At 56.3% G+C, this 13489-nt stretch carries 14 protein-coding genes; 10 read left to right on the plus strand and 4 right to left on the minus strand.

The genetic code is table 11. From position 1 onward, the window contains the following. Positions 1-2: 2 nt before the first annotated feature. The 4 genes from C3432_RS19255 (at position 3) to C3432_RS19270 (ending at position 2517) form a co-directional block, all read left to right on the plus strand. A complete protein-coding gene (locus C3432_RS19255) occupies positions 3-242 on the plus strand; it encodes a DUF2164 domain-containing protein (RefSeq protein ID WP_103778157.1) in 240 nt (79 codons plus the stop codon). A gap of 98 nt (positions 243-340) precedes the next feature. Then, on the plus strand, positions 341-1492 hold the full coding sequence (locus tag C3432_RS19260) for a double-cubane-cluster-containing anaerobic reductase (protein ID WP_103778158.1): 1152 nt from the start codon (positions 341-343) through the stop codon (positions 1490-1492). Positions 1493-1501: 9 nt separating this feature from the next. Further along, positions 1502-2269 carry a putative 2-hydroxyacyl-CoA dehydratase activator YjiL gene (yjiL, locus tag C3432_RS19265; protein WP_103778159.1) on the plus strand — a complete coding sequence of 256 codons (768 nt, stop codon included), beginning with the start codon at positions 1502-1504 and terminating at the stop codon, positions 2267-2269. Then, a complete protein-coding gene (locus tag C3432_RS19270; protein ID WP_103778160.1) occupies positions 2266-2517 on the plus strand; it encodes a DUF3343 domain-containing protein in 252 nt (83 codons plus the stop codon). Before yjiL ends, C3432_RS19270 begins: the two co-directional genes overlap by 4 nt. On the opposite strand, the gene bglB is transcribed toward C3432_RS19270, so the two are convergent. From bglB to C3432_RS19285, 3 genes are all read right to left on the minus strand, one after another. After that, on the minus strand, positions 2504-3589 hold the full coding sequence (gene bglB / locus C3432_RS19275; RefSeq protein ID WP_103778161.1) for a beta-galactosidase BglB: 1086 nt from the start codon (positions 3587-3589) through the stop codon (positions 2504-2506). The two genes, C3432_RS19270 and bglB, sit on opposite strands and share 14 nt — an antisense overlap. After that, the gene (locus tag C3432_RS19280; protein ID WP_103778162.1) at positions 3586-4740 is read right to left on the minus strand and encodes a hypothetical protein; all 1155 of its coding nucleotides are present in this window, start codon (positions 4738-4740) and stop codon (positions 3586-3588) included. The genes bglB and C3432_RS19280 overlap by 4 nt, the downstream gene beginning before the upstream one ends. Before the next feature lie 232 nt (positions 4741-4972). Then, positions 4973-6646 carry a hypothetical protein gene (locus C3432_RS19285; RefSeq protein WP_103778163.1) on the minus strand — a complete coding sequence of 558 codons (1674 nt, stop codon included), beginning with the start codon at positions 6644-6646 and terminating at the stop codon, positions 4973-4975. A gap of 346 nt (positions 6647-6992) precedes the next feature. Between C3432_RS19285 and C3432_RS19290 the strand changes: the two genes are divergently transcribed. From C3432_RS19290 to hypT, 6 genes are all read left to right on the plus strand, one after another. Further along, the gene (locus C3432_RS19290) at positions 6993-7784 is read left to right on the plus strand and encodes an SdiA-regulated domain-containing protein (protein WP_258041635.1); all 792 of its coding nucleotides are present in this window, start codon (positions 6993-6995) and stop codon (positions 7782-7784) included. 188 nt (positions 7785-7972) lie between these two features. Further along, positions 7973-9133 carry an MFS transporter gene (locus C3432_RS19295; RefSeq protein ID WP_103778165.1) on the plus strand — a complete coding sequence of 387 codons (1161 nt, stop codon included), beginning with the start codon at positions 7973-7975 and terminating at the stop codon, positions 9131-9133. Between the two features lie 150 nt (positions 9134-9283). After that, positions 9284-9970: a nucleoside recognition domain-containing protein gene (locus tag C3432_RS19300; protein ID WP_103778166.1), complete on the plus strand. Its 687-nt coding sequence runs from the start codon at positions 9284-9286 to the stop codon at positions 9968-9970. Then, positions 9967-10428 (plus strand): YjiG family protein, encoded by a 462-nt coding sequence (locus tag C3432_RS19305; protein WP_103778167.1) that lies wholly within the window; start codon positions 9967-9969, stop codon positions 10426-10428. The genes C3432_RS19300 and C3432_RS19305 overlap by 4 nt, the downstream gene beginning before the upstream one ends. Before the next feature lie 12 nt (positions 10429-10440). Then, the gene (iadA, locus tag C3432_RS19310) at positions 10441-11607 is read left to right on the plus strand and encodes a beta-aspartyl-peptidase (RefSeq protein ID WP_103778168.1); all 1167 of its coding nucleotides are present in this window, start codon (positions 10441-10443) and stop codon (positions 11605-11607) included. 70 nt (positions 11608-11677) lie between these two features. Beyond that, a complete protein-coding gene (gene hypT / locus C3432_RS19315) occupies positions 11678-12586 on the plus strand; it encodes a hypochlorite stress DNA-binding transcriptional regulator HypT (protein WP_103778169.1) in 909 nt (302 codons plus the stop codon). A gap of 1 nt (position 12587) precedes the next feature. Here the strand turns inward: hypT and C3432_RS19320 are convergent, their stop codons facing one another. Continuing rightward, positions 12588-13322 carry an aspartate/glutamate racemase family protein gene (locus C3432_RS19320; protein WP_103778170.1) on the minus strand — a complete coding sequence of 245 codons (735 nt, stop codon included), beginning with the start codon at positions 13320-13322 and terminating at the stop codon, positions 12588-12590. Between the last annotated feature and the right edge of the window lie 167 nt (positions 13323-13489).

Here is a 13489-nt window from a genome sequence, read left to right on the forward strand (position 1 = left end):
CCATGGCTGACATCACCCTCTCCCCGGCGGAGCGCGACCGTCTGCGCGAGGCGCTTGAAACCTATTGTAACGACCATTTTGATCTGGAACTTGAGCAGTTTGATGCCGAGTTCTTCATTGATTTTATTATTGAAAAACTGGGACCGGCGTTCTACAACGCCGGTATTGAAGAGGCAATTCGTACCCATCTTGCGTGGGGCGAACGCATCCAGGAAGAGATGGATCTGAAGAAAATCTTATGACGATTTATTGCGCGGGAGATCAATAATTACACAATATTAACATGGTTATAATGCGAGGGTCTTTTCAACATCTCCCGTGTCACGGGGAAGGAAAATCTATGTCGCTTATCACCGATCTACCCGTCATTTTCGACCAGTTCTCTGAAGCTCGCCAGAAAGGCTTTCTTACCGTAATGGATCTCAAAGAGCAGGGTATCCCGCTGGTGGGAACCTACTGCACCTTCATGCCGTCGGAGATCCCGATGGCGGCGGGGGCAGTGGTCGTCTCGCTGTGCTCAACCTCCGACGAAACCATCGAAGAGGCGGAAAAAGAGCTGCCGCGCAACCTGTGTCCGCTAATAAAAAGCAGCTACGGCTTCGGTAAAACCGATAAATGCCCCTACTTTTACTTTTCCGATCTGGTGGTGGGGGAAACCACCTGCGACGGCAAAAAGAAAATGTACGAGTACATGGCCGGGTTTAAAGCGGTACACGTCATGCAGCTGCCTAACAGCGTGAACGATGCCGCGTCACGCGCGCTGTGGAAAGCGGAAATCCTGCGTCTGCAACAGGCGGTGGAGGCGCGTTTTGGTACGCCAGTCACCGAAGCCGCGCTGCGCGAGGCGATTATCCTCAAAAACCGCGAACGCCGTGCGCTGGCAAATTTCTACCGTCTTGGGCAGCTTAACCCCCCGGCGCTCTCCGGAAGCGATATCCTGAAAGTGGTGTATGGCGCAACCTTCCGTTTTGATAAAGACGAGCTGATCGATGAGCTGAACAGCATGGCTGACCGCGTGCGTCAGGACTGGCAGGAAGGCAAACGCCTGGACGCCCGCCCGCGCATTCTTATCACCGGCTGTCCGATTGGCGGCGCGGCGGAAAAAGTGGTGCGCGCCATTGAAGAGAATGGCGGCTGGGTGGTCGGCTTCGAAAACTGCACCGGCGCGAAGGCCACCGAACAGTGCGTTGCGGAAACCGGTGATGTGTACGACGCGCTAACCGATAAATACCTCGCCATCGGCTGCTCCTGTATCTCGCCGAACGACCAACGCTTAACGCTGCTCAGCCAGATGGTGGAAGAGTATCAGGCGGATGGCGTGGTGGATGTCATTTTACAGGCTTGCCATACCTATGCCGTTGAATCACTGGCAATTAAACGTCACGTTCGTCAGCAGCATAACATTCCCTATATCGCCATCGAAACAGACTACTCCACTTCGGACATCGGCCAGCTCAGCACCCGCGTCGCGGCCTTTATCGAAATGCTGTAAGGAGCAGGCGTGACGTATTCGATAGGTATTGATTCCGGCTCAACGGCGACAAAAGGTATTTTGCTGGCAGACGGCGTGGTTCAGCGACGCTTCCTGTGTCCTACGCCATTTCGCCCGGCCGATGCGATTCGCGAAGCCTGGGAAGCGCTCGGCGCAGGGCTGGAAACACGCCCGTTTCTGACCTTAACCGGCTACGGTCGCCAGTTAGTCGATTTTGCCGACAAGCAGGTCACCGAAATCTCCTGTCACGGGCTGGGGGCGCGCTTACTTGCGCCCGCCACCCGCACAGTAATCGATATCGGCGGGCAGGATAGCAAGGTGATCCAGCTGGATGACGATGGCAACCTCACCGACTTTCTGATGAACGATAAATGCGCGGCGGGAACCGGGCGCTTTCTGGAAGTGATTTCGCGCACGCTGGGCGCGAGCGTGGAGCAACTGGATGTGATTACCGCTGGCGTGGCGCCGCACGCGATCGGCAGTATGTGTACCGTCTTTGCCGAGTCAGAGGTGATCAGCCTGCGCTCTGCGGGGGTCGCCCCGGAAGCGATTTTAGCGGGCGTGATCAACGCAATGGCTCGCCGGAGCGCCAACTTTATCGGGCGGCTATCTTCACAAGGACCGCTGTTGTTCACCGGCGGCGTCAGCCACTGCTCAGCGTTTTCCCGCATGCTGGAAAGTCATGTCGGCAGGACGGTGCATACCCATCCTGACGCACAGTTTGCCGGAGCCATTGGAGCTGCGCTGATTGGGCAGCGCCAGAGGAGATGCGAATGACGGAGTTTCTGTTCCTGTTTCACTCCACTGTCGGCGTCATTCAGACCCGTAAAGCGTTGCAGGCTGAGGGGATGGCCTTTCGGGTCGCGGACATCCCCCGCCAGCTGCGCGGAGGATGCGGATTGTGTATTTACCTGACCTGTCCTGCCGGTAAGGAGAAGCAGTGGGTCATTGCCGGGCACACCGAGTCGATTTATCGCCTGGAGAATGGCGACTGGCGGTGCGTGGCGAGCTTCAGCGCGCCGTAGATTTCAGCCAGTTCCCCTGCTCCATCTCCAGCAGCAGCAGCATGGTAAGCGCCTGCGCGTAAGGTACGGGCGCCATCGCAATGTCGCAGTAATACTGAATATCCCAGCCCAGCATGGTGCCGCGTGAGGCTTCCTGCACCAGCCCGTTGTCGTCAATACGTCCCCTCACCGCCTCAAACGCGCGCAGGGCGAACGGACTCACCGACGGTTCCAGAATCCCCGCCCGCACGCCGCGCAGCATCCCGTAAGCAATACCCGCCGTGGCTGACGATTCCTGCGGAGAAAACGGATCGTCAAGCACCGTGTGCCACATCCCGTTGTCAGCCTGTAGTTCACACAATGTTCGTACCTGACGTGCCACCACCTGCGAGAGAAAGCGCCGCACGCTGGTATCGAGATGCTCGCCCATCAGCTCAAGAAACTCCGGGATCGCCACGGTGATCCACGCGTTACCCCGTGCCCAGAACGCCCCCGCGTAATGGTGCTTATCGACAAACGTCCAGCCGTGATACCACAGGCCGCTTACCGGATCGCTGAGATAGCGGGTATGCAGCAAAAACTGGTACCCCGCTTCGTCGATCAGCTCCTGACGTTTGAGCACAATGCCCGCCACGCCGAGAAACAGGCAGGTCATAAACAGCGTGTCATCCCACAGCTGTCCGGTATTGGGCTGCTCTTTCACCACATGCTGAAACCCGCCTTCTTCGGTTTTAGGTAGATCACGCAGCAGCGCATCGGCCCAATCATTCACCACCTTCAGCAGATCCTGGCGCTGGTGATGCCCGGCCACCAGCGCCAGGGCGATCATCGGTGCTGTAGTGTTGATCTGCATCTCTGGCAGACCGTTGTCGATCTGCGCTTCATACCAGGCGAGGATCGACTGCTGTAATGCCGTATCCTGCTGAAAGTCAGCGAAACGCCAGAAACCGTACAGGCCCACGCCGATCTCCCATTCCCACTCCTCAAAATGGATAGCGAATCCGTCGCTGGTTCCGATCTCATCGAGATTTTTCAGCCGACAAAATCCGCGTACCACGCGATCCAGCGTCGCCATCAGCGCTTCCCTATTCATCCCTGTGCTCCTTCTGCCAGTTGACCCGCACGCTTGCGCAGTTTTATGTCGTCGGCCATCTCCTGTAGCGCCAACAGCCCCCGGTAATCGGTAGGGTAGTACGCGGGGTGATTCCGCTCCGTCAGCCCCTGAGTTTCCGCCCTGGCAAACCAGGACGCCAGCCGCTCTCTGGCAACGGCCTGCTGCACACGTCCTCTGCGGGCGGAGGCCACAAACAGCGCTTCCGGGAAGAACTGCCCCGCCAGATACTGCGCCGCATGGAAGGCCAGCGCGTGATTCTCACTGCTAAACCCCATCGCGTCACAGCCTCGTTCATCCTGCCAGTAGCGAAAGCCCAGCAGGGTTGATTTCACCCGCCGCCAGAGCACGTCGGGGAAGTATTCCCCCTGATGAAAACGCCAGAGTTGCAATAACGGCAGCACCGAGAAAACACAGCACTCTTCCCTGGCGCTGATATGCCTGAGCGTGTTTAACAACAGCGTTTCAGCATAGGGACCATATTCCCGTTGCTGCATGACCGTGAGCAGACGGCGGGCTGACTCATCACTCTGATTCACAACCCGCGGCGGCAGGCACTGGAACTCCGGCAGGTTACGGGCATCAGTAAGCCCAAAACCAAGAGGAACGCTTCCCTGATAGAGGATCTGCAACGCACAAAGCGTGTCGCGTTCCGCCAGTTGATCGAGATGGATAAGCAGGCGGTTCTTACCGGCAAGCAGCGGCAGCTCGCATTCGGTCTGCGACATCAGATTGCGGCTTAACGGCGTGAAGCAAACACATTGCACGCCCGAACGCCAGATCCGGATAGCGCCGCAGGTCGCCAGGCGAAACGAAAAGTTGCCCGCATACGGGGCATAAAGATCGACCTGCAACCAGCGCTGATGGTGGAAGGGACGCGGGCTGAAATCGGAGAATGAAACAATACCGCGTTCATCAGCCACGGCGATCGTCGAACAGGGCAACGCCCTGTCGGGGTCGACCACGCGCTGTGCCATACTCTGGCGAAACACCTGGCGACAATATGATTCATCGGCGTCCGGTAACGCTCCTTCTCCGGTATAAAACTCAGCGAATCGTTCCGCTTTGAGCGGCGAAAACAAAAAACGGGCGATCGCATCGCCCTGTTCTAACTGCCAGTCACGCTGTGACATATTTCCTCATCTCCCGCAGGACCTCATGCGCCATGCGGGCATCATCGGCGGATTCGCTTATTAAGACGAGCGGCCATTATTGAGGATTATCGGGATATGCCTGGCAACTCACAATCCGCAGAAGCAGAGGCTTTTCTGCGTGATGAGGGTCACAGCCCGTTCCGGGGGAAGGGACTGTGATGTGATAAAAATCACAATAAATCCTGCATCGGCAAATTTTTCGTGACGTGAATCACCCTTTAAGGCTCTTAAGCTCCGCGCTCAGGCTGTCTGCCAGGGCGCGCACGCGGGAAGCATCAAATAACACGTGCAAACCCGGCGAGGCATCCGCATGTTTTGTACAGAAATCGTCCATCTCCGAGGCGCTGCGATACAGCTCCTGAATATTAATCTGGCAGATCTCACGCATGCTCCAGCTGTTCTCCGCTTCGTGGGCAAAACGCAGGGTGAAAAACGCCTTCTGCGCATGTAAAAACAGATGGCAATAGAGAGCGAATCCCTCCCACTCTTCCCGCCAGCGACGCTCAAGCGCCCAGGGGAAGGCCGCACTCTGTGCGAAACGTAGCGCTTCGTCACGCAAGGCCACCGAAGCGACGCCGGCTTCGTCCTTTTCACTGGCAATGCGCGAAAGGCAGGCCGCAGAGGTGTCGACATCGCTGCGGCTGAAGAAAATATCCCGCTCCGAACCCGGCAGCCAGTGGCTGCGATTGAGCTGTCCGTACAGGCTCCACACCGCCTGTCCGTAGCTTTCCGGCACCTGGCTGTGACGATGGAAGACGTGGTCACGAACGTATATTGCGTTGTACAACACCTGCCCTGCCCGCTCCAGCAGAGAGCAGAAAGCCGCAAAAGTCTGCTCATCCGGCAGCCAGCCATAGGCTTCATCCAGCCAGTATGTTATCAGCTGTGCCTGGGTCAGACCGGCGTCAGGGCTGACGAGCAGACGGCTACAGGCCACCAGATTACATTCACTGAGGGTGCCGATAATCCAGTGGTTATCCACGCCCTCCCAACTGGCCTTACATACTGCCCCGCGAATCGCCGGATTGCCGCGACACCACAGTAATCTCCCTTGTAGTTCATCAATTCGCAGAAACGGAAAGATCCCCCATCCCACCTCTTCGCCCACCAGATCGATATCCGCCCACACCTCGCGCTCCTGCACCGCCAGCAGCGCAGGATTATTGGGAAACGATGGCCAGAAACGCTCAGGGGTGAGTTTGATTGACACACTCACGCTTGTCGGCAGAGGACGGATGGCCTCCAGTACGTTGCCGAGATCGTGATTGCCCGCCGGAAACACCCGCAGCACCAGGTGCTTGTTTTCCTGTTGCATCACGCGGGAAAGGGTGTTGAAACAGCGGCTGTAAATAGCAAAGCTGCGCTCATCGCGCTGCGGCTGGCTGGCCTCTTCTTCCGACTGGAGCTCCCAGTTGGGGCGCGAAACCGGAAGAAGACCATCGGTATTTGAAATGGCTATCAGCAGGCCGCTGAGCGACGGGATCCGTTGGCAGATCAGCGACACTTTATCGGCCAGATAACCGCACCAGAAATCGACGTCGAACCGCACGCCACGGCCCGGTTCAAACAGATGCGGATGTGCCAGCAGCAGGTCGGTTGGGAAGTTAAACTCTTTGGCCTGGAGATAGAAACGCAGCCCTTTTTGCTGGCACAGCTGCCCAAGTCGATTAAGGTAAACACAGCGGGCGCGCTGCTGGCTGGAAAGACGATCGTTATACTGATGCGGCGTATAGCCCTTTGGGGAGACCAGCTTGTCAAACAAATCCGTCTGCCCGACGATTATCGTATTGAATTCGTGCTTCACGGCCCATTCGACCAGCTCGCAGGCTTTCTCCCGGTTCCAGTAGGCCTGATTATTCAGCTCCAGCGCACGCGTCTGCCACATATCCTTATCCTCTTAGCCGGTTGCAGACGGCTAGTGATATCACAGAACGTCAGATTTGTGATGTGGCACAGCACAATATCACTCGCATAGCCGATTCCGACCATGGTGTTAAGGAATGCTTAAGATTTTTAGATATACTGCCTGAATATCTCATTGATTTTACGCCCTAAATAATTCGAGTTGCGGGACAACACGGCCTGGTCGTTTTGAACAGCGCCTGCGCGGGTCCCGAAGGCCAGGCAACGCGGCAACAACCTGACGTATGACAGGGATATTAGATGGAAGCCTAATGAAACGGATATCCCTGCGAAGAAAAAGCGTCGTCGCTACAGGCGCGCTTCTGGTCATGATTATTGCCGGTATGGCGATTTACTATCAGGATCGCCCCCCCTCAACGCTCGACGGTTACCGGGCAACCATTGATGGCAAAGTGATAACCGGCGTTAAAAAGAATATCTCATCCCTCACCTGGTCAGAGAAAAGCGGTACCCTCTACAGCACGATCAACAAGCCACCCACCATTGTGGAACTCAGCAAAGAGGGTGAACTTATCCGCACGATCCCGCTCGATTTTGTGAAAGATACCGAGACAATCGAATATATTCGCGACGACATTTTTGTTATCAGCGATGAGAGCGATTACGCCATTTACACCATCACCCTGAACGATAAGTCGGAGGTCAGGGTGCTGAAGACGCTCACTCTTGCCCTGCAAAAAACGCCGACAAACAGCGGATTTGAAGGGCTAGCCTATTCGCCGCTGGAGAAAACCTTCTGGTTTTTTAAAGAGAAAGATCCCATTGAGATCTACAAGATCACGGGGTTACTCAGAGACGACAACCTGGAAATCACAGAAGACAGCGCCCTGAAACGCAATCTCGATGTGAAAGATATCTCCGGCGCGGAATTTAATCCGCAAAACAAAACGCTGCTTATTCTGTCTCATGAATCCAGAGTGTTAAAAGAGGTCACGCAGTCTGGCGACGTGGTGGGAGAATTACCGCTAACGAAAGGCAGCCACGGCCTGGCGCGCGAAATCAAGCAGGCAGAGGGCATTGCCCTGGACGCCGACGGAAACATTTTTATCGTCGGGGAACCGAACCTGTTTTATCGTTTTACGAAACAGCCGCCTCATTAATCTCACATTCCCCCTGTCCAATTGTTATGAATTTGTTATTCTTGTTAGCATAAGCACAAATCATAAGAATAAGAACTTATTCCATCGGCCGTAGCGGGTGAAGCCTGTCGGGGATCGGACAGCGCTCCGCCCCCAAAATGGCGAACAAAGCCGTCTGATGGGACTGGTTCTAAGGGAACCGACAAAATATGCACCCGCAACACCACATCACCGACCGCGACGCCCTTAAGACGGCCTTTTTCGGCATGATGGTACTGGCTGTCGGAATGGGGATCGGACGCTTTCTGTATACCCCAATGCTGCCTGTTTTACTCTCTGAAGGTCACTTCAGCTTTACACAACTCTCGTGGATTGCCAGCGTCAACTATGCCGGTTACCTGGTGGGAAGCCTTTTATTTTCCTTTAGCCTCTTTCACCTTCCAGGACGTTCAACCGCCATGCTGTTAAGTTCGGCGATCGCAACCGGACTTCTGCTCTTTGCTATGGCCTTGTTCACTCAACCCGCGGTTATCATGCTGGTACGATTTCTGGCCGGGATCGCCAGCGCCGGGATGCTGATTTTTGGGTCGACAATTGTCCTGCGACACACCCGTAATCCCTTTGTTATCGCCTCCCTCTTTTCGGGGGTGGGGATCGGGATCGCCCTGGGGAATGAATATGTGATCGCCGGGCTGAACGGGGCACTCTCTTCCCGCGCGCTGTGGACAGGAGCTGGAATATTTTCTGTCCTGCCGATCCTTCTGCTGGCGCTGCTGCTTCCGTCGCGCACTGACGCCCATACGCCAGCGCCGCTGGCAACCCCCCAGCAGCACCCCATGCGCTGGTGGCTGCTGGCGGTGCTGTACGGACTGGCGGGTTTCGGTTACATCATTGTGGCCACCTACCTGCCGTTGATGGCAAAAAATGCCGGTTCCCCGCTGCTCACGATCCATCTCTGGACGCTGGTCGGCCTGGCCATTGTTCCGGGGTGTTTTGGCTGGTTGTGGGCGGCAAGGCGCTGGGGAGTGTTACAGAGCCTGACGCTGAATTTAGTGATTCAAAGCCTGTGCGTCCTCCTGAGTATCGCCAGCAGTTCCCCGCCGCTGCTCATTCTGAGCAGCGTGGGATTTGGCGCCACCTTTATGGGCACCGTCTCACTGGTCATGACCCTCGCCCGCCAGCTCAGCGTGCCGGGAAACATCAACCTGCTGGGCTTTGTCACACTGACCTATGGCATCGGACAAATTCTCGGCCCGCTGCTGACCAGTTGGCTCAGGGGGGGAACGGACGCGATCGTGGATGCAACGTTGTGCGGCGCGGCAGCCTTGTTTTGCGCCGCGATAATCAGCGCCATGCCGCTCAGACAGTAATCCTGCCTGCCGCGCTATGCAATAAACGCATGGCGCGAAACATTCTTGCATTTTCCCCATACCCTCATGGCTGATAAGGTCATTGCGATTCGGGCCGCTTCTGGCCTGTCGCAACAAACACACATCATCAAAAAAATAACGGGGTTCGCAATGGCGCAACAAGGGGAACAGGCGGCGATGCCGCTTGCAACAGAGAAAGTCGGCATTAAAGGGTATCTTGCATTTTTTATGACCATCATCTTCTTTTCCGGCGTATTTTCCGGATCGGAAGGCTGGTGGCGCGTTTTTGATTTTACCGTGCTGAACGGTTCATTTGGCCAAATCGCCAATGGCGCCGGACAAGCGTCCGTGACATTCCGCGGCGCGACCGGCACTGGCGCAAAAGATGGTTTTCTCTTTGCGCTGGAACTCGCTCCGTCGGTCATCCTCTCACTGGGCATTATTTCCATTACCGACGGTCTTGGCGGACTGCGTGCGGCTCAGCAACTGATGACCCCTGTCTTAAAGCCGCTATTGGGGATCCCCGGTATTTGCTCGCTGGCGCTCATCGCTAACCTGCAAAATACCGATGCGGCTGCCGGTATGACGAAAGAACTGGCGCAGGATGGCGAAATCACCGAGCGCGACAAGGTCATTTTTGCCGCGTACCAGACCAGCGGTAGCGCCATTATCACCAACTATTTTTCCTCTGGCGTCGCCGTTTTCGCCTTTCTGGGAACGTCGGTTATTGTCCCGCTGGCCGTGATTCTGGTCTTTAAATTTGTCGGTGCCAATCTGCTACGTATCTGGATCAACTTTGAAGAACGCCGTAACCCAACGCAAGGAGCACAAGCATGACCACTCAGGTACGTAAAAATGTCATGGACATGTTTATCGACGGTGCCCGCCGCGGCTTTACCATTGCCACCACCAACCTGCTGCCTAACGTGGTCATGGCGTTCGTGATTATTCAGGCGCTGAAAATTACCGGTTTACTTGACTGGGTTGGACACATTTTTCAGCCCGTCATGGCACTCTGGGGACTTCCCGGTGAAGCCGCCACGGTGCTGCTGGCTTCGCTGATGAGTATGGGCGGCGCGGTTGGCGTTTCCGCCAGTCTGCTCGCTGCCGGCGCATTAAACGGCCACGACGTGACGGTCCTGCTCCCGGCTATCTATCTGATGGGCAACCCGGTGCAGAACGTGGGTCGCTGCCTCGGTACCGCTGAAGTGAACGCCAAATACTATCCCCACATCATCGCTGTATGCGCCATCAACGCATTGCTGTCGATTTGGGTCATGCAGATCATTGTTTAGTAAGGAGTTACCATGCCTGATTTATCCGTTGCAGATTTTACGCTGCTACAGGGGGCGCATCTTTACGCGCCAGAAGACCAGGGGATTTGCGACGTACTTCTCGCCAACGGCAAGATTATTGCCGTAGAACGCGATATTCCTCCTCACATAGTGCCGGACTGTAAGGTTATCAATCTCAGCGGACAGATTCTGTGTCCGGGTTTTATTGACCAGCATGTTCACCTGATTGGCGGTGGCGGCGAAGCAGGCCCCACCACCCGAACGCCGGAGGTCAGGCTGAGCCGACTGACCGAAGCCGGGGTCACCACCGTCATTGGTCTGCTTGGCACCGACTCCGTGACCCGCCATCCGGAGTCGCTGCTGGCGAAAACCCGGGCGCTGAATGAAGAAGGGATCACCGCCTGGATGTTGACCGGCGCTTACCACGTGCCTTCCCCGACCATTACGGGTTCCGTGGAGAAAGATGTGGCGCTGATTGACCGCGTTATCGGCGTGAAATGCGCAGTGTCCGATCACCGCTCTGCCGCCCCCGGCGATTATCAACTGGCTAATATGGCGGCGGAATCCCGCGTTGGCGGCCTGCTGGGCGGCAAGCCGGGCGTCAGCGTGTTCCATATGGGCGACAGCAAAAAAGGACTCAAACCGCTGTACGACATTCTGGAAAACAGCGATGTGCCGATGAGCAAGCTGCTTCCCACCCATGTGAATCGCAATGAGGCGCTGTTTGAAGAAGCGCTGGCCTTTGCGATCAAGGGCGGCACCATCGATATCACCAGCGGCATTCCCGATCCGATCGCGTCTGCTGAGGGTGTGGCTCGCGCAGTAAAAGCCGGTGTCCCGCTTGCCCGGGTTACCGTCAGCTCTGACGGTAACGGCAGCCAGCCGCTGTTCGACGACACCGGAAAGCTCACCGGAATCGGCGTGGCGGGCTTCGAAAGCCTGCTGGAAACCGTACAGGCGCTGGTGAACGATTACGGATTTACCCTGACCGATGCGCTACGTCCGCTCACCACCAGTGTTGCCGCGTTCCTGAACCTTTCCGCTAAGGGCGAAATCGCCCCCGGTAACGATGCCGACCTGCTGGTGATGACTCCGGAGCTGCGCATTGCGCAGGTTTACGCCCGCGGCAAACGGATGGTCGTTGACGGTAAGGCCTGCGTGAAAGGCACCTTCGAGTAAGAGCAATCGATTGTCAGCCGTGCGAATGCCCGTAAAATGGCGCAGGCGAACGGCTGACAGGTAATGATAAATGGATGTGAGTGGTGCTGGCTTGTATAACATTGAAACAAAATGGCTTTATGACTTCCTGACCCTGGAAAAGTGCCGAAACTTCTCTCAGGCAGCGATTATCCGTAACGTCTCGCAGCCTGCCTTCAGTCGCCGCATTCGCGCGCTGGAAAACGCGGTAGGGGTTGAATTGTTCAATCGACAGGTCTCGCCGCTGCAACTCTCTGAACAGGGGAAAATCTTTCACTCTCAGGTACGCCATTTGCTACAACAGCTGGAAAGCAACCTGGCTGAACTCCGTGGCGGCAGCGATTTCACGCTACGTAAAATCAAGATTGCCGCCGCGCACTCCCTCTCGCTCGGCCTGTTGCCCGGTATCGTCAGGCAGATGCCCACCCAGTTTACCTGGGCGGTTGAGGCGATCGATGTCGATCAGGCTGTGGACATGCTGCGGGAAGGCCAAAGCGATTTTATCTTCTCTTATCACGACGAAAATCTGCTCCAGCCGCCGTTCGCCAATATTCGCCTGTTCGAATCGCAACTGTTTCCCGTCTGCGCCAGCGATGAACGCGGACAACCGCGATACACGCTCGATCAGGCTCATTTCCCGCTGCTCAACTATAGTCAGAACTCCTACATGGGCAGGCTGATCAATCGCACGCTGACCCGCCATCCCGGACTGAGTTTCAGCACGTTTTTTGTCTCTTCAATGAGTGAGTTGCTTAAACAGGTTGCGCTCGACGGCTGCGGAATCGCCTGGCTCCCGGAATATGCCATTCGTCAGGAAATCAGCAGCGGGCAGCTAATTGTGCTGGATCAGGACGCGCTGATTATCCCTATCCAGGCCTACGCTTACCGCATGGACACGCGGATGAACACGCTGGCAGAGCGGTTCTGGCAGGAGCTACGCAACCAGCATACCGTCCCCTGACTCAGGCGCAGACCGCCTGGGCCAGGAATGGATCGACTTGCGTATCCGGCCAGGACTCATACCAGCGAATAGCGGCCCGGACCAGCGATGCCGTGGAATCAATAAACCGACAGCCAAATTCCTGCTCATGCCCCGCGACAATCAGCGGGATCTCGGTACAGCCCATAATAATGACCTGGGCGCCGCGGGAAATCAGCTGTCCGACCTGTGGGAACAGCAAACGTTGCGCCGCGGATTTATCACCGCGTTTCAGCGCATAAATCGCCTCCATCACCTGCGCCTGTCCGTCCTCTTCCGGCTGAACAAGGGAGAGTCCCTGAGCCATGGCTTTTTTCTGATACAGCCCCGTCGCCAGCGTGGCGTGGGTTGCCAGCAGGCCGACGCGCGTCATGCCGGGTGGGATCTCACTGAGCGTGGCGTCCAGAATGCTGATCATCTCCGCCTTTGCCACCGCCTGTAAATCGTCGAACCAGTAGTGCGCGGTGTTGCAGGGGATAACAATACACTCTGCCCCGGCGTCCTCCAGCATGTGCAGGTAACGTTCAAGATAGTGCCAGGGAGAGGGACCGCCAGAAAGCAGGCAGGCCGTGCGATCGGGAATATCCGGGATTGAGCTGACGATAAGCGGGATATGTTGTTGATCGCAGCTGGCGCTGCGCAGTTCAACAAATTTCTCCAGCATGTCTGCCGTTGCCGCTGGCCCCATGCCGCCCAGAATCCCAATGGTATGTTTCATCGCCTGCCTCCGTTCTTTCGCCGTCATTCAGAAAGACACTATCACCCTGATGTGTATGTAAAAAATGCCGTTTTATTAGAGGCTATGCGTAAAAGTCATAGCGCAGCGAAAGCGAACCGGTTTTGCCCCCTTTCGGCTACCGCTATCACATTGACCGGATCGTGTTA

The organism is Citrobacter amalonaticus (assembly GCF_002918555.1).
GTDB lineage: Bacteria > Pseudomonadota > Gammaproteobacteria > Enterobacterales > Enterobacteriaceae > Citrobacter_C > Citrobacter_C amalonaticus_A.

Coding starts and splice junctions, on each gene's coding strand:
- C3432_RS19260 (WP_103778158.1), top strand. CDS start 341: ATGTCGCTTATCACCGATCTACCCGTCATTTTCGACCAGTTCTCTGAA.
- C3432_RS19320 (WP_103778170.1), bottom strand. CDS start 13,322: ATGAAACATACCATTGGGATTCTGGGCGGCATGGGGCCAGCGGCAACG.
- C3432_RS19300 (WP_103778166.1), top strand. CDS start 9,284: ATGGCGCAACAAGGGGAACAGGCGGCGATGCCGCTTGCAACAGAGAAA.
- bglB (WP_103778161.1), bottom strand. CDS start 3,589: ATGAATAGGGAAGCGCTGATGGCGACGCTGGATCGCGTGGTACGCGGA.
- C3432_RS19270 (WP_103778160.1), top strand. CDS start 2,266: ATGACGGAGTTTCTGTTCCTGTTTCACTCCACTGTCGGCGTCATTCAG.
- C3432_RS19290 (WP_258041635.1), top strand. CDS start 6,993: ATGATTATTGCCGGTATGGCGATTTACTATCAGGATCGCCCCCCCTCA.
- iadA (WP_103778168.1), top strand. CDS start 10,441: ATGCCTGATTTATCCGTTGCAGATTTTACGCTGCTACAGGGGGCGCAT.
- C3432_RS19285 (WP_103778163.1), bottom strand. CDS start 6,646: ATGTGGCAGACGCGTGCGCTGGAGCTGAATAATCAGGCCTACTGGAAC.
- C3432_RS19280 (WP_103778162.1), bottom strand. CDS start 4,740: ATGTCACAGCGTGACTGGCAGTTAGAACAGGGCGATGCGATCGCCCGT.
- hypT (WP_103778169.1), top strand. CDS start 11,678: ATGGATGTGAGTGGTGCTGGCTTGTATAACATTGAAACAAAATGGCTT.
- C3432_RS19295 (WP_103778165.1), top strand. CDS start 7,973: ATGCACCCGCAACACCACATCACCGACCGCGACGCCCTTAAGACGGCC.
- C3432_RS19305 (WP_103778167.1), top strand. CDS start 9,967: ATGACCACTCAGGTACGTAAAAATGTCATGGACATGTTTATCGACGGT.
- C3432_RS19255 (WP_103778157.1), top strand. CDS start 3: ATGGCTGACATCACCCTCTCCCCGGCGGAGCGCGACCGTCTGCGCGAG.